This is a genomic window from Citrobacter sp. CK195 (assembly GCF_030333365.1).
In the GTDB taxonomy this organism is placed as follows: domain Bacteria; phylum Pseudomonadota; class Gammaproteobacteria; order Enterobacterales; family Enterobacteriaceae; genus Citrobacter_B; species Citrobacter_B koseri.
This window is the reverse complement of sequence record NZ_JAOWGB010000025.1, coordinates 184,904-207,578: the sequence shown is the minus strand read 5'-3', so window position 1 is coordinate 207,578 and position 22,675 is coordinate 184,904. Positions and strand designations below refer to the sequence as shown.

The window sequence follows — 22,675 nt, the reverse complement described above, 5'->3', positions numbered from 1 at the left end:
CAGGGATACGACAATGGCACCTTTATCTGGTTGGTGGCGATACCTGGCTCCACTGGTGGTCATCGCCATTATTGCTGTTTTGCCCGTCCTCACCGGTCTTGAGAGCCACACCTGGCTCTATTTTGCGGTCTTTACCGGCGTCATTGTGGGACTCATTCTGGAACCTGTACCGGGCGCGGTCGTGGCGATGATCGGGATTTCGATCATTGCCGTTCTGTCGCCATGGCTGCTGTTCAGCCCCGATCAGCTCGCGCAGGAAGGTTTTAAATTTACCGCCAAAGCCCTCTCGTGGGCGGTGTCTGGTTTTTCTAACTCGGTTATCTGGCTGATTTTCGCCGCCTTTATGTTTGGCACCGGCTATGAAAAAACCGGTCTCGGTCGGCGAATTGCGCTGATGCTGGTGAAGAAGATGGGCCATCGCACGCTGTTTCTTGGCTATGCGGTGATGTTTTCCGAGCTGATCCTCGCCCCGGTCACGCCGTCTAACTCCGCGCGCGGCGCCGGGATCATCTACCCGATTATCCGCAACCTGCCGCCGCTCTATAACTCGCAGCCTAACGACGCCAGCTCCCGCTCCATTGGCTCGTATATTATGTGGATGGGCATCACCGCCGACTGCGTTACCAGCGCCATTTTCCTGACGGCGATGGCGCCTAACCTGTTGCTGATTGGCCTGATGAAAAGCGCATCCCATACGGCGCTAAGCTGGGGCGACTGGTTCTTAGGAATGCTGCCGCTAAGCATTCTGCTGGTCTTGCTGGTTCCGTGGCTGGCCTACGTGCTGTATCCGCCGGTGCTGAAATCGGGCGACCAGGTGCCGCGCTGGGCGGAAGCTGAGCTAAAGGAGATGGGCCCGCTCTGCTCGCGCGAGAAAAAGATGCTGGTGCTGATGGTCGGCGCGCTGGTGCTGTGGATCTTCGGCGGCGATTACATTGATGCCGCAATGGTCGGTTATAGCGTGGTGGCATTGATGCTGGTATTACGCATCATCTCCTGGGATGACATCGTCAGCAATAAAGCGGCATGGAACGTTTTCTTCTGGCTGGCTTCGCTGATTACGCTCGCCACCGGACTGAACAATACCGGCTTTATCACCTGGTTTGGCAAACTGCTGGCAAACGGGCTAAGCGGCTATTCGCCGATGATGGTGATGGTCGCGCTCATCGTGGTGTTTTATCTGTTACGCTACTTTTTTGCCAGCGCCACCGCTTATACCTCCGCGCTGGCGCCGATGATGATTGCCGCCGCGCTGGCGATGCCGGACATCCCCTTACCAGTGTTTTGCCTGATGGTCGGCGCCGCCATTGGTCTGGGCAGCATTCTCACCCCCTATGCGACCGGCCCAAGCCCCATCTATTACGGTAGCGGTTATCTGCCGACGGTGGATTACTGGCGGCTGGGTGCTATTTTTGGCCTGATCTTCCTGGTTCTGCTGGTAATAACCGGCCTTGTCTGGATGCCTCTCGTTTTGCTGTAAACCTCGTTGGGGCGGCATGACGTCGCCTCTTTTTTCCATAAGCTTCTCGTATGACCGTTTTCCCGATGCGCTGAGGCATACTTTTTTGTATGCACTCCCCTCACGCTGATAAGGGAAACGCTCTGGACACCGTTGCGCACAAGACTCTCACACGGGGCTGGCAGGCCGAACTGGATCTGCGGTTTACCCGCGCCGCGCATAAAACAGTGCTCACTTCGGCGCGACACGTCGGCCCGCTGACGGTACAGCGTCCGTTTTACCCGGAAGACGACGTTTGCCACCTCTATTTGCTTCATCCGCCGGGCGGCATTGTCGGGGGCGATGAACTCACGATTTCCGCCACGCTTGCAACAGACAGCCATGCGTTAATCACCCAGCCTGGCGCAGGGAAGTTTTACCGCAGTCGCGGCCCTCAGGCGCAGCTGCGGCAGGATTTTTATCTCGCCCCGCAGGCCACGCTGGAGTGGCTGCCGCAGGATACGATCCTTTTTCCCGGCGCGAACGCTAACATCCAGTCGGTCTTTCATCTGGCGCAAGAGAGCCGGCTGCTGGCCTGGGATCTGCTCTGTCTGGGGCGACCGGTGATGCAGGAGACCTTCAGCCACGGCACGCTGCGCAACCGCCTGGAAGTATGGCGGGACGGTACGCCGCTATTAATAGAAAGGCTGCACCTTGAGGGAGGAAACCTGCACACCGTCGCCAGACATCCCTGGAGCGGTACGCTGCTCTGTTATCCCGCCACGGAAAAGATGCTGGACGGCGTACGCGAGCAAATTGCCCCCCTCGGCGACTACGCTGGCGCGACGCTGATTGATTCACTGCTGGCCCTGCGCTTCCTCGGGCACGACAACCTGCTTATCCAGCGCGTTATGCGCGCCGTCTGGCAATCCTTACGACCACAACTGACCCAAAAACCGCCACTCCTGCCCCGTATCTGGCAGACATAAGAGAATCACTATGGAACTGACTCCCAGAGAAAAAGACAAGCTGTTGCTCTTTACCGCCGCGCTGGTGGCGGAGCGTCGTCTGGCGCGCGGACTGAAGCTGAACTACCCGGAATCGGTGGCGCTGATCAGCGCTTTCATTATGGAAGGCGCCCGCGACGGCAAAAGCGTGGCGTCACTGATGGAAGACGGTCGCCATGTGTTGACCCGCGATCAGGTGATGGAGGGCGTGCCGGAAATGATCCCGGATATTCAGGTTGAAGCCACCTTTCCAGACGGCTCGAAACTGGTCACCGTTCATAACCCGATCGTATAAAGGAGGAACCATGATTCCAGGCGAATACAGGATCTCCACGGGAAACATCGCGATCAATACAGGCAGAGAAACCTGCACGATCGTGGTTGAGAATCATGGCGATCGCCCGGTTCAGGTCGGATCGCACTATCACTTTTACGAGGTCAACCCCGCATTACGCTTTGACAGGCAAGCCGCACGCGGTTTTCGCCTGAACATCCCCGCAGGCACGGCAGTGCGTTTTGAGCCGGGGCAAAAACGCGAGGTCGAACTGGTGCGCGTCGCCGGGGCACAGCGTATTTTTGGTTTTCGCGGCGAGGTAATGGGCTCTCTGGAGGCAGACAATGACTGAGATTTCCCGGCAGGCTTACGCCGACATGTTTGGCCCGACGACCGGCGACCGGGTGCGTCTGGCGGATACCGGACTGTGGATCGAAGTCGAAAACGATCTCACGACCTACGGCGAAGAGGTGAAATTCGGCGGCGGCAAAGTGATCCGCGACGGTATGGGCCAGGGGCAGATGCGTGCTCGCGCGTGTGTGGATCTGGTGATCACCAACGCGCTGATCGTCGATCACTGGGGGATCGTCAAGGCGGACATCGGCATCAAAGACGGCAGGATCTTCGCCATCGGCAAAGCCGGTAACCCGGATATTCAGCCCAACGTGACGATCCCGATTGGCGTCGGCACGGAGGCGATCGCCGGTGAAGGAAAGATCGTTACCGCAGGCGGCGTGGACACGCATATTCACTGGATCTGCCCGCAGCAGGCGGAAGAGGCGCTGGTCTCTGGCGTGACGACCATGATTGGCGGCGGCACCGGCCCGGCAGCGGGCACCAATGCCACCACCTGCACGCCTGGCCCGTGGTACATCGCCCGCATGTTGCAGGCGGCGGACAGCCTGCCGGTGAATATCGGTTTTCTCGGCAAAGGGAATGGCTCGAACCCGGACGCGCTGCGTGAGCAGATTGCCGCCGGCGCGATCGGCCTGAAGATCCACGAGGACTGGGGCGCGACGCCCGCAGCGATCGACTGTGCGCTGACCGTGGCTGAAGAGATGGATATTCAGGTCGCGCTGCACAGCGACACGTTAAACGAGTCCGGTTTCGTCGAGGACACGCTGGCGGCAATTGGCGATCGCACGATCCATACCTTTCATACCGAAGGGGCGGGCGGCGGTCACGCCCCGGATATTATCACCGCCTGCGCGCATCCCCATATTCTCCCCTCCTCCACCAACCCGACGCTGCCTTATACCGTCAACACCATTGACGAGCATCTCGATATGCTGATGGTCTGCCACCATCTCGACCCGGATATCGCCGAAGATGTGGCGTTTGCCGAGTCGCGGATTCGTCGGGAAACCATCGCCGCCGAAGATGTGCTGCACGATCTCGGCGCCTTTTCCCTGACCTCATCGGATTCCCAGGCGATGGGACGAGTGGGCGAAGTCATTCTGCGAACCTGGCAGGTGGCGCACCGGATGAAAGTACAACGCGGCCCGTTAGCGGAGGAGACGGGCGATAACGACAACCAGCGCGTAAAACGCTACATCGCCAAGTACACGATAAACCCGGCGCTAACCCACGGCATCGCCCATGAGGTCGGTTCTGTTGAGGCCGGAAAGCTGGCGGATCTGGTGCTCTGGTCTCCGGCCTTTTTTGGCGTAAAACCCGCAACACTCATCAAAGGCGGGATGATTGTCTGCGCGCCGATGGGTGATATCAACGCCTCGATTCCCACACCGCAACCGGTGCATTACCGGCCGATGTTTGGCGCGCTTGGCGCGGCGCGTCATCACTGTCGCCTGACCTTTCTTTCTCAGGCTGCGGTTGAAAACGGCATTGCGCAGCAGCTCAACTTACGCAGCGCCACCGCCGTCGTGAAAGGCTGCCGGACGGTAAAAAAAGCCGACATGATCCACAACAGTCTGCAACCCAACATCACCGTTGACGCCCAGACTTACGAGGTGCGCATTGACGGTGAGCCGATCACCAGCGAACCGGCAGACGTGTTGCCGATGGCCCAGCGTTATTTTTTATTCTGAGGAGACGACATGCTGTATCTGACGCAACGTATTGAAACGCCCGCCGCCGTCACGGCAACGCTGACGCTCCCTATTGATGTCCGCGTCAAAAGCCGGGCGAAGGTAGTGCTGGGCGACGGACGCGAAGCCGGTTTACTGCTGCCGCGCGGTTTGCTGTTACGCGGCGGCGATCGCCTGAGTACGGAAGATGGCGCAGAGGTGGTGGAGATCATCGCCGCAAACGAAGCCGTTTCGGTCGTGCGCTGCGCCGATCCGTTCCTGCTCGCCAAAGCCTGCTACCACCTGGGCAACCGCCACGTTCCGCTGCAAATTCTGCCTGACGAGCTGCGCTATCACCACGATCACGTACTCGACGACATGCTGCGCCAGTTCAGCTTAGAGGTGACTTTCGCGCATCTGCCCTTTGAACCGGAGGCGGGGGCATATGCCAGCGAATCTCACGGCCATCACCACGGCCACGCCCACTGATGACTGACGCCAGACAACGGCTGCGCCTGATGCAGCTCGCCAGCAGCAGTTTACCGGTGGGATCGTTTACCTGGTCTCAGGGGCTGGAGTGGGCGGTGGAGATCGGCTGGGTGAAAAACGCGGAAGACTTTGCGCACTGGCAAACGCAACAGCTGGAGCAGAACTTTTTTACCGTCGACCTGCCGATTTTCGCCCGGTTGTACCACGCCTGTGAACGGAATGACGTTACCGCCGCTCGCCGCTGGAGCGCATATCTGCTGGCCTGTCGGGAAACCCGGGAACTGCGCGAAGAAGAGCGCAGCCGGGGGGCGGCGTTTACACGCCTGGTGGTGGACTGGGTGCCGGACTGCCCGCAGACGTGGCGTCCGCTTTTTGCCGACAGCCAGCTCTGCGGTATGGCGTGGCTGGGCGTGCGCTGGCGCATCCCGCTGACGGATCTGGCGTTAAGCCTCGGCTACAGCTGGTTAGAAAGCGCGGTGATGGCGGGGGTGAAGCTGGTGCCCTTCGGACAACAGGCGGCGCAGCAGCTCATTCTTTCGCTTTGCGACCATTACGCGCAGGGTATGGCGCAGGCGCTGGCTCGCCCGGATGCGGATCTGGGCTCATCCACGCCGCTGGCCGCCATCGCTTCTGCCCGTCACGAAACACAATATTGCCGATTATTTCGCTCCTGAGGAGACACGATGAACGACTATAAACATCCCCTGCGCGTCGGCGTGGGTGGTCCGGTGGGTTCCGGTAAAACCGCCCTGCTGGAAGCGTTATGCAAAGCGATGCGCGATACGTATCAACTGGCGGTGGTGACTAACGATATTTATACCAAAGAGGATCAGCGCATTCTTACCGAAGCGGGCGCGCTGGCGCCGGAAAGGATTGTCGGCGTGGAAACTGGCGGTTGTCCGCATACCGCCATTCGCGAAGACGCCTCAATGAACCTGGCGGCGGTGGAAGCATTAAGCGAGACATTCGGCAACCTGGATCTGATCTTTGTCGAGAGCGGCGGCGATAACCTGAGCGCCACCTTCAGCCCGGAACTGGCCGATCTGACAATCTATGTGATCGATGTGGCCGAAGGTGAGAAGATCCCGCGTAAAGGCGGGCCGGGGATCACCAAATCCGATTTTCTGGTGATCAACAAAACGGATCTGGCGCCGTATGTGGGCGCGTCGCTGGAGGTGATGGCGCGCGATACAATGCGTATGCGCGGAGATCGGCCGTGGGCGTTTACCAACCTGAAAACCAGTGACGGCCTGGCGACGATTATTGCGTTTCTGGAAGATAAAGGGATGTTGCGGGTGTAGCGTTTTTTATCGCCGGGCGGCGGCTTCGCCTGACCCGGTCTACGGTATTGTAAGCCCGGTAAGCGAAGCCGCCACCGGGCAAAAAATCACGCCGCAGGCAGCTCCGCCAGCGGCCAGCGAGGACGCACGCTCACGCCTAAATCCGCCGTTGCGCCGGCTTTGAAGCGCACCATACCGGCGTAGGCGATCATCGCGCCGTTATCGGTGCAAAACTCTGGCCGTGCGTAGAACACTTCGCCACGCCGTTTTTGCATCATTTCCGCCAGCTTCGCACGCAGCGTGCGGTTGGCGCTCACCCCGCCCGCCATCACCAGACGCTTAAAGCCGGTCTTATCCAGCGCTCGCTTACACTTGATCATCAGCGTATCCACCACCGCATCTTCAAACGCACGGGCAATATCGGCGCGGGTCTGTTCATCATCACCGTTGCTGCGGATCGTGTTTGCGGCGAACGTTTTCAGCCCGGAGAAGCTGAAATCCAGCCCAGGACGGTCGGTCATCGGACGCGGAAAGACAAAACGCCCTGCGGTGCCCTGCGCCGCCATTTTCGACAGCATCGGGCCGCCAGGGTAATCCAGCCCCAGCAGTTTGGCGGTTTTATCAAACGCTTCACCGGCCGCATCGTCAATGGATTCGCCTAACAGCGCATACTGACCAATCCCGGTCACGCTGATAAGTTGGGTATGACCGCCGGAGACCAGCAGCGCCACGAACGGAAATTCCGGCGGATTGTCTTCCAGCATCGGCGCCAGCAGGTGCCCTTCCATATGGTGTACCGGAATCGCTGGAACATTCCAGGCAAACGCCAGCGAACGGCCAACGGTCGCGCCGACCAGCAGCGCCCCCACCAGACCCGGCCCTGCGGTATAGGCCACGGCATCAATCTCTTTCGCCGTCAGACCCGACTCTTTCAACGCCGCCTGGATCAGCGGTACGGTCTTGCGTACGTGGTCGCGCGAGGCCAGTTCAGGCACTACGCCGCCGTAGTCAGCGTGTAATTTCACCTGACTATACAATTGGTTGGCTAACAGACCTTTTTCGTCGTCGTAAATAGCGATGCCGGTTTCATCGCAGGATGTCTCAATACCCAGTACACGCATGACTTGTTTTACCTCACTCTGATACCGCGCAGTGTAGGGCCAATGCGGGTTGATGTAAAACTTTGTTCGCCCCTGACGACAGCCTCGTGTATACTCCTCACCCTTATAAAAGTCCCTTTCAAAAAAGGCGTCGGTGCTTTACAAAGCAGCAGCAATTGCAGTAAAATTCCGCACCATTTTGAAATAAGCTGGCGCTGATGCCAGCGGCAAACCGATTTAATCAAAGGTGAGAGGCACATGCCGGTAATTAAAGTACGTGAAAACGAGCCGTTCGACGTAGCTCTGCGTCGCTTCAAGCGTTCCTGTGAGAAAGCAGGTGTTCTGGCGGAAGTTCGTCGTCGTGAGTTCTATGAAAAACCGACTACCGAACGTAAGCGCGCTAAAGCTTCAGCAGTGAAACGTCACGCGAAGAAACTGGCTCGCGAAAACGCACGCCGCACTCGTCTGTACTAATGCGTTGAGGGCGTAAGCTCTCGATTCAGACCGAGTTGTAGTTGTAAGGCCGTGCTTCCGAAAGGAATGCGCGGCTTATTTTCGTTTATGCATTGGCATATATACAAAATCATTCAGGATGCGGCAAAGCGGCGCCTGAAAGATGAAGTGTATAAAAGGGGCATATGGCTGGACGAATCCCACGCGTATTTATCAATGACCTGCTGGCACGCACCGACATCATCGATCTGATCGATGCGCGGGTGAAGCTGAAAAAGCAGGGCAAGAATTTTCACGCGTGCTGTCCGTTCCATAACGAAAAAACCCCCTCTTTCACCGTGAACGGTGAAAAACAGTTTTACCACTGCTTTGGCTGCGGCGCACACGGCAACGCGATCGATTTCCTCATGAACTACGACAAGCTCGATTTCGTGGAAACCGTCGAAGAACTGGCTGCAATGCACAACCTGGAAATTCCCTACGAAGCAGGGACAGGTCTTAGCCAGATAGAGCGCCATCAACGGCAAAACCTCTATCAGTTAATGGACGGGCTGAATGCGTTTTATCAACAGTCGCTCGCCCACCCCACAGCAGAGCCTGCGCGCCAATATTTGCAAAAACGCGGCCTTAGCGCTGAAATCGTTCAACGCTTCGCGATTGGTTTCGCTCCGCCAGGCTGGGATAACGCATTAAAACGTTTCGGTAATAATAGCGACAACAGAGCGCTGTTACTGGATGCCGGAATGCTGGTCAACAATGACCAGGGCAGAACCTACGATCGTTTCCGTAATCGGGTGATGTTCCCGATTCGCGATAAACGAGGACGGGTGATTGGTTTTGGTGGCCGCGTACTCGGTAACGATACGCCGAAATACCTGAACTCCCCGGAAACCGATATTTTCCATAAAGGTCGACAGCTGTATGGCCTTTATGAAGCTCAGCAACATAACGCTGAACCACAGCGACTGCTTGTTGTTGAAGGCTATATGGACGTTGTCGCGCTGGCGCAGTACGACATTAACTACGCCGTGGCATCGTTGGGGACATCGACAACAGCTGACCATATCCACATGTTATTCCGGGCGACTAACAATGTGATTTGCTGTTATGACGGCGATCGGGCCGGACGCGATGCGGCATGGCGAGCGCTTGAAACGGCAATGCCCTATATCACCGACGGACGGCAGTTGCGCTTTATGTTCCTGCCTGATGGCGAAGACCCGGATACGCTGGTGCGTAAAGAGGGCAAAGAAGCATTCGAAGCACGGATGGAGCAGGCTCTGCCGCTTTCTCTGTTTCTCTTCAATAGCCTCTTGCCGCAGGTTGATTTGAGTACGCCGGATGGAAGTACGCAGCTTGCCGCGCTGGCGCTGCCGCTGATTAACCAGGTTCCCGGAGATACGCACAGGATCCAGCTACGACAGATGCTGGGGCTGAAATTAGGCATCTTTGACGATAGCCAGCTTGACCGCTTAATGCCAAAACAGGCAGAAAGTGGCACGGTACGCCCAGCTCCGCAGCTAAAACGCACGACCATGCGTATACTTATAGGGTTACTGGTACAAAACCCGGATTTGGCGCCGTTAGTACCACCGCTAGGCGGTCTGGATCAAAAAAAGCTGCCCGGGCTTGGCTTATTTGAAGAACTGGTCAACACTTGTTTGTCTCAACCAGGTCTGACCACCGGCCAACTTTTAGAACATTATCGCGGCACAAATAGTGCTGCGACCCTTGAAAAATTGTCGATGTGGGACGATATAGCTGATAAGGACATTGCTGAAAAAACCTTCACCGACTCACTCAACCATATGTTTGATTCGATGCTTAAGCTGCGCCAGGAAGAGTTGATTGCTCGCGATCGCACACACGGTTTAAGCAACGAAGAACGCCGGGAACTCTGGACGCTGAACCAGGAACTGGCCAAAAAATGAATTGATAGACAAAATCGTTCAAGTTGTATTAAGGCAGCAAGAGAACGCAGCTAACGCAGAGACAACTTGAAGGATGACGTATTTAACGGCTTAAGTGCCGAATAGCGATCGGGAAGCCCCCGACAGCCGCACTGAGAGGCAGCGGCAAAAATATAAGTACGCCCTCGCTTTAAAGGTTGGCAGATACACCGCCGACACCAATCAAACGAAATAAGTGTGGATACCGTCTTATGGAGCAAAACCCGCAGTCACAGCTGAAGCTTCTTGTCACCCGTGGTAAGGAGCAAGGCTATCTGACCTATGCCGAGGTCAATGACCATCTGCCGGAAGATATCGTCGATTCAGATCAAATCGAAGACATCATCCAAATGATCAACGACATGGGTATTCAGGTGATGGAAGAAGCACCGGATGCCGATGACCTGCTGCTTGCTGAAAACACCAACAACACCGACGAAGACGCGGAAGAAGCTGCTGCTCAAGTTTTATCCAGTGTTGAATCTGAAATCGGTCGTACCACTGACCCGGTACGCATGTACATGCGTGAGATGGGTACGGTTGAACTGTTAACCCGTGAAGGCGAAATCGACATCGCTAAACGTATTGAAGACGGGATCAACCAGGTTCAATGCTCCGTTGCCGAATACCCGGAAGCGATTACTTATCTGCTTGAACAGTACGATCGCGTTGAAGCCGAAGAAGCTCGCCTGTCAGATCTGATCACCGGCTTTGTTGACCCGAACGCTGAAGAAGATATGGCGCCTACCGCCACGCACGTCGGTTCTGAACTCTCTCAGGAAGAGATGGACGACGACGATGATGAAGACGAAGAAGAAGACGACGACAGCAGCGATGACGACAACAGCATCGACCCGGAACTGGCGCGCGAAAAATTCGCAGAGCTGCGTACGCAGTACGAAGTCACCCGTGACACCATCAAAGCGAAAGGTCGCAGCCACGCCGATGCGCAGACCGAAATTCTGAAGCTGTCTGAAGTGTTTAAGCAGTTCCGCCTGGTGCCGAAGCAGTTCGACTACCTGGTGAACAGCATGCGCGTCATGATGGATCGCGTTCGCACGCAAGAACGCCTGATCATGAAGCTCTGTGTTGAGCAGTGCAAAATGCCGAAGAAAAACTTCATCACCCTGTTCACCGGCAACGAAACCAGCGAAACCTGGTTCAATGCCGCCATTGCGATGAACAAGCCGTGGTCCGAAAAGCTGCACGATGTCACTGAAGACGTTCAGCGCAGCCTGCAAAAACTGCAACAGATTGAAGAAGAAACCGGCCTGACCATCGAGCAGGTAAAAGACATCAACCGTCGCATGTCCATCGGCGAAGCGAAAGCCCGCCGTGCGAAGAAAGAGATGGTTGAAGCGAACTTGCGTCTGGTTATCTCTATCGCCAAAAAATACACCAACCGTGGTCTGCAATTCCTGGATCTGATTCAGGAAGGCAACATCGGTCTGATGAAAGCGGTAGACAAGTTCGAATACCGTCGTGGTTACAAATTCTCCACCTATGCCACCTGGTGGATTCGTCAGGCGATCACCCGCTCTATCGCGGATCAGGCGCGCACCATCCGTATTCCGGTGCATATGATTGAGACCATCAACAAACTCAACCGTATCTCCCGCCAGATGCTGCAAGAAATGGGGCGCGAGCCGACGCCAGAAGAGCTGGCCGAGCGCATGCTGATGCCGGAAGACAAGATCCGTAAAGTGCTGAAGATCGCCAAAGAGCCTATCTCCATGGAAACGCCGATCGGCGACGATGAAGATTCGCATCTGGGAGATTTCATCGAGGATACCACCCTCGAGCTGCCGCTGGACTCTGCCACCACCGAGAGCCTGCGTGCCGCAACGCACGACGTGCTGGCTGGCCTGACGGCGCGTGAAGCAAAAGTGCTGCGTATGCGTTTCGGTATCGATATGAACACCGACCATACGCTGGAAGAAGTGGGTAAACAGTTTGACGTTACCCGCGAACGTATCCGTCAGATCGAAGCGAAGGCGCTGCGTAAACTGCGTCACCCGAGCCGTTCTGAAGTGCTGCGTAGCTTCCTGGACGATTAATCTCGCCGCATAAGCATCAACGCCACCGCAAGGTGGCGTTTTTTTTACCGCTTACAGTCCATCAACCACCAGCGATTCATCAAGTTCCCGATACGCCTCCACCAGCTTTTCCGTCCTGATGCGATTTAAGCCGCTGGGATTCGGCAACACCCAGATCTGCGTATCGCCAATGGTCATCGTCTGTTTTCCCCACTGCGCGCCGCGCTGGCTAAATCCCTGCTCAAACGCCTGCTTGCCCAGAATCGCCAATGCCGCAGGTTGATAGTGCTCAATCTTCTCAATGAGCTTATGACCGCCGCTACGCATCTCCTGAAGCTTAACTTCGTTCGCCTGCACGGTAGGCCTGTCGACAAATTTGGTAACGCCACAGCGGAAATCCAGCAGATGCTGCGCCTCTTCCGGTTTCAGTTGACGCCCGGTAAATCCGGCAAGGTGGATTACCTTCCAGAAACGGTTGGCAGGATGCGCGAACGGGAACCCTGTCCCCGCAGAAGAGAGGCCGGGATTGATGCCGCAAAATACCACTCTCAGCTCCCGCGCCAGTATGTCCTTAACCATGTTAACTCCTGAACGATACATCAGGCTGAAAGTATAACGGATTGAAAATACGTTGTTTATAAAAACAGCATCCGTACGGTTATGGCTGGATTGCAACACGGAGTTACTTTATAATCCACCGCCACGGCCCCTTAGCTCAGTGGTTAGAGCAGGCGACTCATAATCGCTTGGTCGCTGGTTCAAGTCCAGCAGGGGCCACCAGATATCAAGGACTTGCGAGAAATCGCAGGTCCTTTTGTTTTTCTGGGAGGCCGGAATAAATGCTCCCGTATTGAAGGCGAGAGCATCGGGGCAGATAGATCTTTTTGCGCGCGCTCAGCTTATACCAGTGCCCGAAGCTGCTCTCGCATATATAAAGAAAAATATTCAGGGTTTTTAATAAGCACCCGTTCTCCTGACGCAATTTTTTCAGCCCACCCGACCAATTTTTCCGTAAACCCGGCATTCCACCCTTCCCGATCGCCTCGGGCTGCCACATCTTCTGCTCTCGCCGGAACCCCCAACTCGTTCAAATATTTAAAAATCCCCTTGGCTGTACTTTCATCCATTGGGTGTGGGACTGAAGCGGATGTATTCATACCGTTAATGAAATCTAAGGCTTTATCAATGACTGCTGGCATACTTTTATCCTTAAAATTAACCATCTGAAAAACACCTCTCTAATATGCCCCTGGATTGAACTTAATATCAAAGAAATCATTAAATTTATCCTTTTCTTTCAACCAGGTTTCGAGGTGAGTCACAACACCATCCGTCTTCCTCTCCACAGATCAACCAGATAGCCCGCAAGGCAGGAGACAACAAGCGCAGCAAGTGTGGGGGATTAGACGCCTGGTGAGGGGCGGTCAGTGCCGGGTTCACCGAGAGAAAAAACAAAATTAATTACGTTCCAGTTTGATACGCCTCTAAAAATATGAGTTTCAGTATGAAACACAAATAATGGTCTGTAGAGAAAAGTGTGATCATGTCGAATGACATTAATCAAAAAATACGTTTGGAAGATAATTGCGTTATCAATTGAGTAATTTTTATCCTGCTGACTTAATACCTGAGAGCGACAAAATAAAGAACACGAAATAAAACATTTACCGCCGCGCGATAATTCATCGCGGCCTCAGCCCTGTACGTCGTAGCAGGATATGTTATTGGCAGAAACTGCGTTGCGCTGTTTCTCTGAATGCTCATCCGAACCCTGGAAGGTCTTATTATGAGCTATCGTATGTTTGATTATCTGGTGCCAAATGTGAACTTTTTCGGCCCCAATGCCATTTCGGTTGTGGGCGAACGCTGCAAACTGTTGGGCGGGCTGTAACCCGGAAAAATTTGCGGATATCGTCGGGAGCTCCCGGCGAAAGCCGGTCTAGTCGTGATGCTTGCGCTTGAACTGGCTGGCGTCGATGTCGTACTGCTTCATCTTACGCCACAGCGTAGTGCGGCCAATGTTCAGCAAATGAGACATTTCCTGCACCCGTCCGCTGGTGACGCGGGCGGCATGGATAATCGCCTCTTTCTCGATAGCCGTAAACGTCAGGCTGGCGGGTAACAGCGATGATGTCGTATCCACGCCGGGGCGTTCAGAAAACAGATATTCCGGCAGATTACTCAGGCGGATGTGGCCGTTATCGCTGCTGATAGCGATGTTTTCGATGACGCTGTTCAGCTCGAAGTCATTGCCCGGCCAGGAATAGGCCACCAGCTGCGCCAGCGCATCATCATCCACCTTCAGGCTGGTTGAAAAGCGTTTTTTCAGGCCGTTCAGCCGGTTATAGACCAGCGAAGGGATGCTGTTACGCCGCGCGCGCAGCGGAGGAATAATAATTTCAAACGAATGCAGGGCATAGTAAAGCTGACGGCTAAAGCGGTTCTGCTCAACCAGATTCGCCAGATCAACCGTGGTCGTCGCGATCACTTTCACATCCACCGGGATCAGACGTCGCGCGTCAAGGCGGGTTAACACGCCCTGCTTGATCACTTGCAGCAGCGCGGACTGCAACTCCGGCGCCAGATATTCAATTTTTTCCAGAAACAGCGTGCCACCGCTCGCCAGTTCAAGGCGGCTCAGACGACCATTTTCATCATCGGTTGGCGCACTGCCCATAAAATCCTGCCCCAGCACACTATTGGCATAGAGCTGGCAGTTTACGGCGATATAAGGCCCGCTCGCGCGCTCGCTTTCGTTGTGGATAGCCTGGCTGAGAAGCTCTTTGCCCACCCCTTCTTCACCACACAGCAGAACCGGGAAGCTCCCCCTCGCCGCCTGGCGGCCAAAGTGGATCAACCGACGCGTTTCTGGATCGTCCGTCGACATCTGTTCAAAGGTATGGCTCACTTTCCCCAGTTGACTGGTCATCAACTGGCGCATTTGCTCCACCGGGTGCAGCAGCAGAATAAAGCTGTTGCCCTGCTCCTCAACTATCGGTTTCAGGGTAATGACGGCATCAACAAACTGATGCTGACTTTCAAAAGTCACTTCGACATGGCTCAACCCGCGGGCGTGTTTAATGGCGCGACGCAGCAAGGCAGGCAAATTGACCAGATCATGGATGTTTTTCCCCTGGCTGGCCTGCGTATCCAGATGCAGCATCGTGGCCGCCCGCGCGTTGAGAAACTGCAACACGCCCTGCTCGTTCCACGCCATAACGCCATCGTCCATGCTTTCCAGCAGCCCGTACATCTGATTCAGATGACGATTAGACTCGGCCAACAGGCTATCGGTTAACAGTGAATTTCCCACTTCACGGGCGATCGCCAGCGTCAGCGATAAATCAGAGACTGACTGGTGCTCCACCAGACAGCAGAGCGAAATGGAGCCAAACAGGCGGCCGTGATTATCAAATACCGGGGTTGAGCAGAACGACCACGGGTGCAGCGCCTGTTTAAAATGCTGCTCTCCGGCCGTTTTGGTTGGCTGCCCCGGCATGGTCGCCAGCGACAGCGCACAGCTGCCGATGATGCTTTCCGCACAGTAGCTGCCGTCGAGAAAGCCCAGTTCCGCCAGTTTCTCCAGCGTCCCGGGGTCGCCGCAGCGGTTTAAGATACAGGCGGATTCATCCAGGATAAACAGCGCGCAAGGACGTCCATCCATGAACTCCCAGGCATCTTCCAGCGCGGCCTGGCCTATCGTCAGCAACGCCGTTTTGCGTCGGCAAATCGATTCAAAGGTCAGCCCTTGCGCCTGGTGCGGCGTCTGCCAGGTTTCTCGCTGCATAAACTTGCTGCAACGATGCCATGACTGAGCGATGACGGAAGATACTTCCTTCCCGATGTCCTGCGTCTGAGCCGTCATATCCTTTTCCGCTGTTTTACCATAGACAACCCCTCCGGCCGGAACGGTCAGAGGGGAGGAGAAACTGCCTGTTCATCTCGGGAAGAGAACGTAACTCAAGGCGGATTAACGCGCCAGCCACTGCTGGCCTAACAGATCCGCCGTCAGAATCGCGGCATAAACGCTGTCCGGCGTCACCTCAAACGGCATATTGTGGATGGTTTCGCCTTCCGCGCAGGTCGCTTTCGCCACCGCCTGAATTTTCCCTTCAATGCCGTCTTTCACGCCCATCTGCGCGAGGGTAATCGGCAGCCCCACTTTCTCGCAGAACCCCAGAACGGTTTCGATCTCTTCCATCGGGCTGTTCTGTAATACCAGTTGCGCCAGCGTGCCAAACGCGACCTTTTCGCCGTGATACAAATGGTGGCACTCTTCCAGAATAGTGAAACCGTTGTGAATCGCATGCGCCCCGGCCAGACCGCTGCTCTCAAAGCCAATGCCGCTGAGATAGGTGTTGGCTTCAACGATACGTTCCAGCGCATCGGTCACAACGCCAGCCTGAGCCGCCAGACGCGCTTTTTCACCTTCTGCGAGCAATGTATCATAACACAGGCGCGCCAGGCTCAAGGCCGCCGCCGTAGACTGCCCGCCCGCCATGCTGGTCGCTCTGGCGTCATAGCAGGCTTTCGCTTCAAACCAGGTGGAAAGCGCATCCCCCATCCCGGACACCAGTAAACGCACCGGCGCTTTGGCGATGATTGCCGTGTCCATCACCACCATATCCGGGTTTTTCGGGTAGATCAGATACTCTTCAAACTCGCCCGCTTCGGTATAGATAACCGACAATGCGCTGGTCGGGGCATCGGTGGACGCAATAGTCGGAATAATAACGACCGGCAGTTTCTGGTAGTAACCAATGGCTTTTGCCGTATCAAGCGTTTTCCCGCCGCCGATCCCCACCACGCCACGGCAGCCTTTTTGTTTCAAAATGGCCATCAGACGGTTGATTTCAACATGGCTGCATTCGCCATTGAAACGTTCTGCGTGGCAACGGATTTCGTGGCTATTCAGGCCATTCAGCACCTTCTCGCCCGCCAGGTTCATGACGAAGTCATCTGCAATCACGAAAAAGCTGTCCGCCAGGTCTTTGGCATATTGACCGAATAAGACAGAAGCATCAGGTCCCTGGAGATATTTGGCTGGAGATTGAATAACTTTTAGCATTCCTGTCATCCTCAAATAAGTGCATGTATTTACATGGTGAGCCCTGGCGTTATCCTGTTTGGCCCTGTGTTAATGGCGAAAACGGAGCGATACCGGAGCGATGCAATCACTGTAGGACGAGGCATCGCCAAAAAAATCTTTCCTCTTTTTGTTCTGAAATGGAACACAGAAAAATTCATCACGTTTCATAGTGGAACAATAAACCCTAAAAAACGGCAGGATTGCGATCCCGATCCGTTCAGCCTTCTCATAATGCCTCTGAAAAAAGGGGAATCATGCGTGGTTTTCGCCGCCGATTGCCGACAAGACAGGAAAATATTTTTCTGTCCGGCCAACTTTTCTGCGTGAATGAGCGGGAAAAAGGCGCGCTCCGGCTCGCATTTTGGCTTTTTTTCATCAGAAAACGTTTCATTACGGAACATAAAAGAATAATTTCGTTTCGTAATGAAACTCATTTTCCTCAAATTTTTTTCTTCATGAACTCAGCCAGAATCTCCTCATCGCCGACCTGCCCCGCAGCGTCCCGATGATGAGCGCCTCCGCAACCATAATGTGCAGCCGGGGGTCTGTTTTTCCCACTCTCCAGGAACCGTTATGACTCAATTCTTTTTTAACCAGCGACCCCATCTCGTCAACGACGTCATTGAAGGAACGATTATCTCCAGCCCGTGGAACAATCTGGTGCGCCTGGAGAGCGATCCGGCGATTCGTGTCGTGGTTCGCCGCGATCTGAACCGTAACAACGTCGCGGTGATTTCCGGCGGCGGCTCCGGGCACGAACCTGCCCACGTTGGTTTCATCGGGAAAGGCATGTTAACCGCTGCCGTCTGCGGCGATCTGTTTGCCTCCCCCAGCGTCGATGCAGTGCTGACCGCTATCCAGGCAGTCACTGGCGACGCCGGCTGCCTGTTAATCGTAAAAAACTATACCGGCGATCGTCTGAACTTCGGCCTTGCGGCAGAGAAAGCGCGCCGTCTGGGCTACAACGTTGAAATGCTGATTGTCGGGGATGACATTTCGCTGCCAGACAATAAGCACCCGCGTGGTATCGCGGGCACCATTCTGGTTCATAAAGTCGCCGGCTATTTTGCCGAACGCGGCTACAACCTGGCGACCGTCTTGCGTGAAGCGCAGTACGCCGCCAACAATACCGTGAGTCTTGGCGTTGCGATTTCCAGTTGCCATCTGCCGCAGGAGACGGAGAACGCACCACGCCATCATCCTAATCAGTCTGAGCTGGGCATGGGGATCCACGGTGAACCCGGCGCATCAGTCATTGATACCCAAAACAGCGCGCAGATTGTGAGCCTGATGGCCGACAAACTCCTCTCCGCTCTGCCTGAGACCGGTCGGCTGGCGGTGATGGTCAATAACCTTGGCGGCGTCTCCGTCGCGGAAATGGCCATCATCACGCGTGAACTGGCGCGCAGCCCGCTACATAAACGCATCGACTGGCTTATCGGCCCGGCTTCGCTGGTGACTGCGCTGGACATGAAAGGTTTTTCACTGACGGCAATGGTGCTGGAAGAAAGTATCGAAAAAGCGTTGCTCTCCGGGGTGGAAACCAGCAGTTGGCAAACGCCGGTGCCGCCGCGTGAGATAACCATTATGCCATCCTCATTGCAAAGCGCGCGGGTAGAGTTTCAGCCTTCAGAGAACGCGTTAGTTGCCAGGATTGTTGAGCAGGTCACCCGCACGCTGTCCGATCTGGAAATGGATCTTAACGCGCTGGATGCCAAAGTCGGCGACGGCGATACCGGCTCAACTTTTGCGGCAGGCGCGCGTGAAATCGCGGGCCTGCTACACCGCCAGCAGTTGCCGCTCGACCATCTCGCCACGCTGTTCGCACTCATTGGCGAACGCCTGACCGTCGTCATGGGCGGCTCCAGCGGTGTGCTGATGTCCATTTTCTTTACCGCTGCGGGGCAGAAACTGGAGCAAGGCGCCAGTGTGGCGGAAGCGCTGAATACCGGTCTGGCGCAGATGAAGTATTACGGTGGCGCGGATGAAGGCGATCGTACCATGATCGATGCTTTACAGCCGGCCCTGACATCGCTGCTTGCGCAGCCACAGGATCTGCATGCGGCCTTTTCCGCCGCGCAAAATGGCGCAGAACGTACCTGTCAGTCCAGCAAAGCCAACGCCGGACGCGCATCCTACCTCAGCAGCGAAAGCCTGCTTGGCAATATGGACCCAGGCGCACATGCCGTGGCAATGGTGTTTAAAGCTCTGGCGGAAAGTCACAACGCCTGATAGTTAGCAGAAAACCGGGCCCGCAGTGGCCCGGTTAAACTTCCAGCTATAAGGAATGATTAAGCCGGCTTACGATGCCAGTATGCTGCGGCGCGCACCCGTTGCGGATCAAACTGTTCCGTCTCAAAGCGACGGCTGAGATGCTTAACCACTTTCCCTTCACCCGTGATCCAGATGAAATAATCCGCCTCCGGCACCGTTAATTGCGCCAGTCGCTCATCAATCGCCTGCTCATCGTGTCCGACCACCCATTCAATGGCAAAGCCATCAAGATGCGCCAGATAATCCTGATACGCGGCATCCTGTACGCTGACCAGCGCCGTAACATTCGGGCGAACGGACATGCGATCGAGCGCTTCCAGGCGGCGGCGCAGCGCTGGCATCCCTGACTCATCGCAGACATAAACCTGATATGCATAGTCTTCCGGCACCACCAGCGATCCACGCGGCCCACCGATGGTGAGCGTGTCGCCTTCGCGAGCGTTTACTGCCCATGTGCTCGCCACGCCGCCGTCGTGAATAAAGAAATCCAGCGCCAGCTCGTGCCGCTCTTCATCATATAAGGGCGTGTAATCGCGGGAAGCAGGACGTACGCCCTCTCCCCAGACAATCCCTTCGTCCGTCACCGTCGGAGGAACGAACAGGCTGCCCGGTTCAGGGAAAAACACTTTGGTGTGATCGTCAAAGCCGCGCGAGCTAAAGCCTTCCAGCGCTTCACCGCCAAGAACAATGCGCTGAAAACCGGCGCTAATACGCTCGACGCGCAGAACGGTAAGTTCACGAAAACGCAGTTCGTTACGAACGCGCTGTGGGTAGCGTGAGGATGTATTTATCATTTTTTCGCCTTCATGCAGATAATACGATATATCTAAATTAAATTTTAAATGATAATGATTGTTAGTTATGAAGATTGCAAGCACTTTTTTGATACAGTAACCTTCGATATATCTCACGATATAAAACAATTTTAATCACTTTAAAATCAATAAATTAAATAAAATAAAAATCGATCAACTTGCAAGATCACAAGTTTTAGATATAAATTAGATATATCTAAATAAAACAGGAGTACATCATGCGACATCATCATGAAGGTTGCGAGAGAGAGCATCACCACGGCCATGAACATGGCTGCGAGCACCGTCATGGCCGGGGCGGCGGCGGACGTCGCCAGCGCTTTTTTGGCCACGGCGAACTACGCCTGGTGATTCTGGAAATTTTAACCCGCGAGGCCAGCCACGGTTACGAATTGATTAAAGCCATCGAGAACCTGACGCTGGGCAACTACACCCCAAGCCCAGGCGTGATTTACCCAACGCTGGATTTTCTTCAGGATCAGGAATTTATCACTATCAAAGAAGAGGACGGCGGGCGTAAGCAGATCACCATTACAGAACAGGGGCAGCGGTGGCTGGAAGAGCACCGTGAACACCTGGAGCACATCCACGAACGCGTGAAAGCGCGCTGCGTCGGCTTTGAACTGCGTAAGAACCCGCAGATGAAACGGGCGCTGGACAACTTCAAAGCCGTGTTGGATCTGCGGGTGAATCAGGGCGGGATCAGCGACGCGCAGCTTAAGCAGATCATCGGCGTTATCGATCGCGCGGCGCTGGAAATCAGCCAACTGGATTAAGCAGGCGGTACGTCCTCCGCACGGATGCGGAATACTTTCACGATCTCTTTTAAGTGCCGGGCCTGCTCATTCAGCGACGCCGCTGCCGCAACGGACTCCTCAACCAGACACGAGTTCTGTTGCGTGGTGGCGTCAATCAGCCCAATCGCGCTGTTGATTTGCGAAATCCCATCGGTTTGTTCGCGACTGGCCTGGCCGATTTCACGCAGAATCACATCCATCTCTTCAACGTTATCCACCATACCATTAATCAACGCACTGGCTTTTTCCACCAGTTGCATCCCCTCCTGCGTCTGGCTGGTAGAGTCTTCGATCAGGTGGCGGATCTCACTGGCCGACGACGCGCTTTTTTGCGCCAGTTGACGAACTTCCCCCGCCACGACCGCGAAGCCACGCCCGTGTTCCCCGGCGCGAGCGGCTTCCACGGCGGCGTTAAGCGCCAGAATGTTGGTCTGGAAGGCAATAGAATCAATCAGGTTGATAATGTCGGACATGCGGTTAGAGGTCTCATTTATCACGCGCATTTTTTGCGTGACCTGACGCATCATCTCACCGTTATTTTTCACCACGCTGGCCGCATCGGCAGAAAGATGGGTCGCTTCGCTGGTGTGGTCCGCCGTATTTTTGACGGTGGCGGTAATCTGCTCCATAGAGGCCGCCGTTTGCTCAACAGAACTGGCCTGTTCTTCAGTACGCGCCGCCAGATCCTGGTTGCCCGCGACAATTTGCGCCGCCGCGCTGGAGATATTTTCAGAGCCGTTCTGAACTTCCTGCACGATCACCAGCAGACGGTTTTTCATCTCCATCAGCGCCTGCAACAGCACGCCGGTTTCATCTTTTTGCGCGATATGAATCGTGCGGGTCAAATCCCCCTCCGCAATCGCCCCGGCAAACTGCACGGCGTCATTAAGCGGTCGGGTAATGGAACGTACGATGTACCATCCCATTATCACTCCGGCGGCAATGCTGATAAGCGCCAGGAGAATCAGCTGTGCCCGGTTGGTGCGAAAATCCTGGTCAACCGACGCGCCCGCATTGCGCATCAACGTATCTTCAATAGCGATCAGCTCCTGTACTTTGGCTTTATACGCCTGCTGTATGTTGACGGTGGTCGTCATCATTTCCTGTATCGCCGCCGGACGATTATGGTTCTGAATTTCCTGCAAAATACGGAACCGGGAGGCCAGATACTGCTGACGCACATCGCGAATTCCGGCGATGATGGCCTTTGAGGCCTCGTCATGACGGCTGGCGGACAGTTCATCGAGCAATACCGTAATGCGCTGGCTAATCGCATCCAGCTGCTTTTGCGACTCCTGGCTCCAGCGCCCTTCTTCATCCAGCAGCATCAGCTGCTGCGTGCTAACGAAATCCTGAAAATTATCGATCAGCAGGTTGGCTTTCACCGTTGTGGGATAATCGTGAGTAATGATGTTCTGCATACTGGTATTCGTTCGATCCAGGCTGAACAACGAAAGGCCAGAACTCACGATCATCAGTACAATAAACAAACCAAACGCAATAAATAATTTCGAGCGGATCTTCATGTTATGCAAAAGCATATTTCCCCCTGGAGATTGTTTTTCCTCTATACAGGGTTCGTTATCGGTTACGGTTGCGCTAACTTTATGATATTGATCGTTTTTTATTTCAAGTTATTACAGTAAATAG

At 55.1% G+C, this 22,675-nt stretch carries 21 protein-coding genes, 1 tRNA gene and 1 pseudogene; 15 read left to right on the top strand and 8 right to left on the bottom strand.

Features of this window, described 5'->3' with window-relative positions; translation table 11 throughout:
• Positions 1-13: 13 nt before the first annotated feature.
• From OGX93_RS15195 to ureG, 8 genes are all read left to right on the top strand, one after another.
• Positions 14-1,477, top strand: a complete 1,464-nt coding sequence (locus OGX93_RS15195) for an anion permease (RefSeq protein ID WP_286487813.1) — start codon at positions 14-16, stop codon at positions 1,475-1,477.
• Between the two features lie 89 nt (positions 1,478-1,566).
• Positions 1,567-2,424, top strand: coding sequence for an urease accessory protein UreD (locus OGX93_RS15190; RefSeq protein ID WP_200024197.1), 858 nt, complete (start codon positions 1,567-1,569; stop codon positions 2,422-2,424).
• A 10-nt stretch (positions 2,425-2,434) separates the two neighbouring features.
• Complete coding sequence (locus OGX93_RS15185; RefSeq protein ID WP_042289336.1) at positions 2,435-2,737, top strand: urease subunit gamma; 303 nt, start codon at positions 2,435-2,437, stop codon at positions 2,735-2,737.
• Positions 2,738-2,747: 10 nt separating this feature from the next.
• Positions 2,748-3,068, top strand: coding sequence for an urease subunit beta (locus OGX93_RS15180; RefSeq protein ID WP_012135195.1), 321 nt, complete (start codon positions 2,748-2,750; stop codon positions 3,066-3,068).
• On the top strand, positions 3,061-4,764 hold the full coding sequence (gene ureC, locus OGX93_RS15175; protein ID WP_286449070.1) for an urease subunit alpha: 1,704 nt from the start codon (positions 3,061-3,063) through the stop codon (positions 4,762-4,764). The genes OGX93_RS15180 and ureC overlap by 8 nt, the downstream gene beginning before the upstream one ends.
• Before the next feature lie 9 nt (positions 4,765-4,773).
• On the top strand, positions 4,774-5,232 hold the full coding sequence (gene ureE / locus OGX93_RS15170; protein WP_012135197.1) for an urease accessory protein UreE: 459 nt from the start codon (positions 4,774-4,776) through the stop codon (positions 5,230-5,232).
• A complete protein-coding gene (locus OGX93_RS15165; protein ID WP_047461132.1) occupies positions 5,232-5,906 on the top strand; it encodes an urease accessory protein UreF in 675 nt (224 codons plus the stop codon). The genes ureE and OGX93_RS15165 overlap by 1 nt, the downstream gene beginning before the upstream one ends.
• 9 nt (positions 5,907-5,915) lie before the next feature.
• Entirely contained in the window at positions 5,916-6,533 is a 618-nt protein-coding gene (ureG, locus tag OGX93_RS15160) for an urease accessory protein UreG (protein WP_275155159.1), read from the top strand.
• 86 nt (positions 6,534-6,619) lie between these two features.
• On the opposite strand, the gene tsaD is transcribed toward ureG, so the two are convergent.
• Positions 6,620-7,633 (bottom strand): tRNA (adenosine(37)-N6)-threonylcarbamoyltransferase complex transferase subunit TsaD, encoded by a 1,014-nt coding sequence (gene tsaD, locus OGX93_RS15155; protein ID WP_104868167.1) that lies wholly within the window; start codon positions 7,631-7,633, stop codon positions 6,620-6,622.
• A 237-nt stretch (positions 7,634-7,870) separates the two neighbouring features.
• On the opposite strand from tsaD, the gene rpsU reads away from it, so the two are divergent.
• From rpsU to rpoD, 3 genes are all read left to right on the top strand, one after another.
• On the top strand, positions 7,871-8,086 hold the full coding sequence (rpsU, locus tag OGX93_RS15150; RefSeq protein ID WP_001144069.1) for a 30S ribosomal protein S21: 216 nt from the start codon (positions 7,871-7,873) through the stop codon (positions 8,084-8,086).
• Between the two features lie 164 nt (positions 8,087-8,250).
• Positions 8,251-9,996: a DNA primase gene (dnaG, locus tag OGX93_RS15145; protein ID WP_012135203.1), complete on the top strand. Its 1,746-nt coding sequence runs from the start codon at positions 8,251-8,253 to the stop codon at positions 9,994-9,996.
• A gap of 200 nt (positions 9,997-10,196) precedes the next feature.
• The gene (rpoD, locus tag OGX93_RS15140; RefSeq protein ID WP_256372597.1) at positions 10,197-12,071 is read left to right on the top strand and encodes an RNA polymerase sigma factor RpoD; all 1,875 of its coding nucleotides are present in this window, start codon (positions 10,197-10,199) and stop codon (positions 12,069-12,071) included.
• A 51-nt stretch (positions 12,072-12,122) separates the two neighbouring features.
• Here the strand turns inward: rpoD and mug are convergent, their stop codons facing one another.
• Positions 12,123-12,629: a G/U mismatch-specific DNA glycosylase gene (mug, locus tag OGX93_RS15135; protein ID WP_012135205.1), complete on the bottom strand. Its 507-nt coding sequence runs from the start codon at positions 12,627-12,629 to the stop codon at positions 12,123-12,125.
• Positions 12,630-12,754: 125 nt separating this feature from the next.
• Between mug and OGX93_RS15130 the strand changes: the two genes are divergently transcribed.
• Positions 12,755-12,830, top strand: a tRNA-Ile gene (locus OGX93_RS15130).
• Positions 12,831-12,949: 119 nt separating this feature from the next.
• Here the strand turns inward: OGX93_RS15130 and OGX93_RS15125 are convergent.
• Positions 12,950-13,273: a DUF1889 family protein gene (locus OGX93_RS15125; RefSeq protein ID WP_012135206.1), complete on the bottom strand. Its 324-nt coding sequence runs from the start codon at positions 13,271-13,273 to the stop codon at positions 12,950-12,952.
• 563 nt (positions 13,274-13,836) lie between these two features.
• Here OGX93_RS15125 and OGX93_RS15120 point away from each other — a divergent pair.
• Positions 13,837-13,935, top strand: a pseudogene (locus tag OGX93_RS15120) (hypothetical protein); the annotation flags it as partial.
• A gap of 54 nt (positions 13,936-13,989) precedes the next feature.
• Here OGX93_RS15120 and dhaR read toward each other — a convergent pair.
• The 3 genes from dhaR to OGX93_RS15105 form a co-directional block, all read right to left on the bottom strand.
• Positions 13,990-15,915: a dihydroxyacetone kinase operon transcriptional regulator DhaR gene (dhaR, locus tag OGX93_RS15115; protein ID WP_012135209.1), complete on the bottom strand. Its 1,926-nt coding sequence runs from the start codon at positions 15,913-15,915 to the stop codon at positions 13,990-13,992.
• Between the two features lie 105 nt (positions 15,916-16,020).
• Positions 16,021-17,118, bottom strand: a complete 1,098-nt coding sequence (locus tag OGX93_RS15110; RefSeq protein WP_286449073.1) for a glycerol dehydrogenase — start codon at positions 17,116-17,118, stop codon at positions 16,021-16,023.
• Between the two features lie 185 nt (positions 17,119-17,303).
• Positions 17,304-17,573, bottom strand: a complete 270-nt coding sequence (locus OGX93_RS15105) for a hypothetical protein (RefSeq protein ID WP_286449074.1) — start codon at positions 17,571-17,573, stop codon at positions 17,304-17,306.
• 139 nt (positions 17,574-17,712) lie between these two features.
• Between OGX93_RS15105 and OGX93_RS15100 the strand changes: the two genes are divergently transcribed.
• Positions 17,713-19,371, top strand: a complete 1,659-nt coding sequence (locus tag OGX93_RS15100; protein WP_286449076.1) for a glycerone kinase — start codon at positions 17,713-17,715, stop codon at positions 19,369-19,371.
• A gap of 59 nt (positions 19,372-19,430) precedes the next feature.
• On the opposite strand, the gene OGX93_RS15095 is transcribed toward OGX93_RS15100, so the two are convergent.
• A complete protein-coding gene (locus OGX93_RS15095) occupies positions 19,431-20,207 on the bottom strand; it encodes a siderophore-interacting protein (protein ID WP_286449077.1) in 777 nt (258 codons plus the stop codon).
• Positions 20,208-20,446: 239 nt separating this feature from the next.
• On the opposite strand from OGX93_RS15095, the gene OGX93_RS15090 reads away from it, so the two are divergent.
• The gene (locus OGX93_RS15090) at positions 20,447-21,004 is read left to right on the top strand and encodes a PadR family transcriptional regulator (protein WP_286487812.1); all 558 of its coding nucleotides are present in this window, start codon (positions 20,447-20,449) and stop codon (positions 21,002-21,004) included.
• Here OGX93_RS15090 and OGX93_RS15085 read toward each other — a convergent pair.
• Complete coding sequence (locus OGX93_RS15085; protein ID WP_275165166.1) at positions 21,001-22,566, bottom strand: methyl-accepting chemotaxis protein; 1,566 nt, start codon at positions 22,564-22,566, stop codon at positions 21,001-21,003. The genes OGX93_RS15090 and OGX93_RS15085 overlap by 4 nt on opposite strands.
• Positions 22,567-22,675 lie beyond the last annotated feature (109 nt).

Excerpts from the sequence above, each read along its gene's own strand:
- ureC (WP_286449070.1), top strand. The coding sequence starts at position 3,061 with ATGACTGAGATTTCCCGGCAGGCTTACGCCGACATGTTTGGCCCGACG.
- OGX93_RS15085 (WP_275165166.1), bottom strand. The coding sequence starts at position 22,566 with ATGCTTTTGCATAACATGAAGATCCGCTCGAAATTATTTATTGCGTTT.
- OGX93_RS15090 (WP_286487812.1), top strand. The coding sequence starts at position 20,447 with ATGCGACATCATCATGAAGGTTGCGAGAGAGAGCATCACCACGGCCAT.
- OGX93_RS15110 (WP_286449073.1), bottom strand. The coding sequence starts at position 17,118 with ATGCTAAAAGTTATTCAATCTCCAGCCAAATATCTCCAGGGACCTGAT.
- tsaD (WP_104868167.1), bottom strand. The coding sequence starts at position 7,633 with ATGCGTGTACTGGGTATTGAGACATCCTGCGATGAAACCGGCATCGCT.
- OGX93_RS15105 (WP_286449074.1), bottom strand. The coding sequence starts at position 17,573 with ATGAGTTTCATTACGAAACGAAATTATTCTTTTATGTTCCGTAATGAA.
- OGX93_RS15195 (WP_286487813.1), top strand. The coding sequence starts at position 14 with ATGGCACCTTTATCTGGTTGGTGGCGATACCTGGCTCCACTGGTGGTC.
- mug (WP_012135205.1), bottom strand. The coding sequence starts at position 12,629 with ATGGTTAAGGACATACTGGCGCGGGAGCTGAGAGTGGTATTTTGCGGC.
- OGX93_RS15190 (WP_200024197.1), top strand. The coding sequence starts at position 1,567 with ATGCACTCCCCTCACGCTGATAAGGGAAACGCTCTGGACACCGTTGCG.
- OGX93_RS15125 (WP_012135206.1), bottom strand. The coding sequence starts at position 13,273 with ATGGTTAATTTTAAGGATAAAAGTATGCCAGCAGTCATTGATAAAGCC.
- OGX93_RS15100 (WP_286449076.1), top strand. The coding sequence starts at position 17,713 with ATGACTCAATTCTTTTTTAACCAGCGACCCCATCTCGTCAACGACGTC.
- OGX93_RS15095 (WP_286449077.1), bottom strand. The coding sequence starts at position 20,207 with ATGATAAATACATCCTCACGCTACCCACAGCGCGTTCGTAACGAACTG.
- ureG (WP_275155159.1), top strand. The coding sequence starts at position 5,916 with ATGAACGACTATAAACATCCCCTGCGCGTCGGCGTGGGTGGTCCGGTG.
- ureE (WP_012135197.1), top strand. The coding sequence starts at position 4,774 with ATGCTGTATCTGACGCAACGTATTGAAACGCCCGCCGCCGTCACGGCA.
- rpsU (WP_001144069.1), top strand. The coding sequence starts at position 7,871 with ATGCCGGTAATTAAAGTACGTGAAAACGAGCCGTTCGACGTAGCTCTG.
- OGX93_RS15180 (WP_012135195.1), top strand. The coding sequence starts at position 2,748 with ATGATTCCAGGCGAATACAGGATCTCCACGGGAAACATCGCGATCAAT.
- OGX93_RS15185 (WP_042289336.1), top strand. The coding sequence starts at position 2,435 with ATGGAACTGACTCCCAGAGAAAAAGACAAGCTGTTGCTCTTTACCGCC.
- dnaG (WP_012135203.1), top strand. The coding sequence starts at position 8,251 with ATGGCTGGACGAATCCCACGCGTATTTATCAATGACCTGCTGGCACGC.
- dhaR (WP_012135209.1), bottom strand. The coding sequence starts at position 15,915 with ATGACGGCTCAGACGCAGGACATCGGGAAGGAAGTATCTTCCGTCATC.
- OGX93_RS15165 (WP_047461132.1), top strand. The coding sequence starts at position 5,232 with ATGACTGACGCCAGACAACGGCTGCGCCTGATGCAGCTCGCCAGCAGC.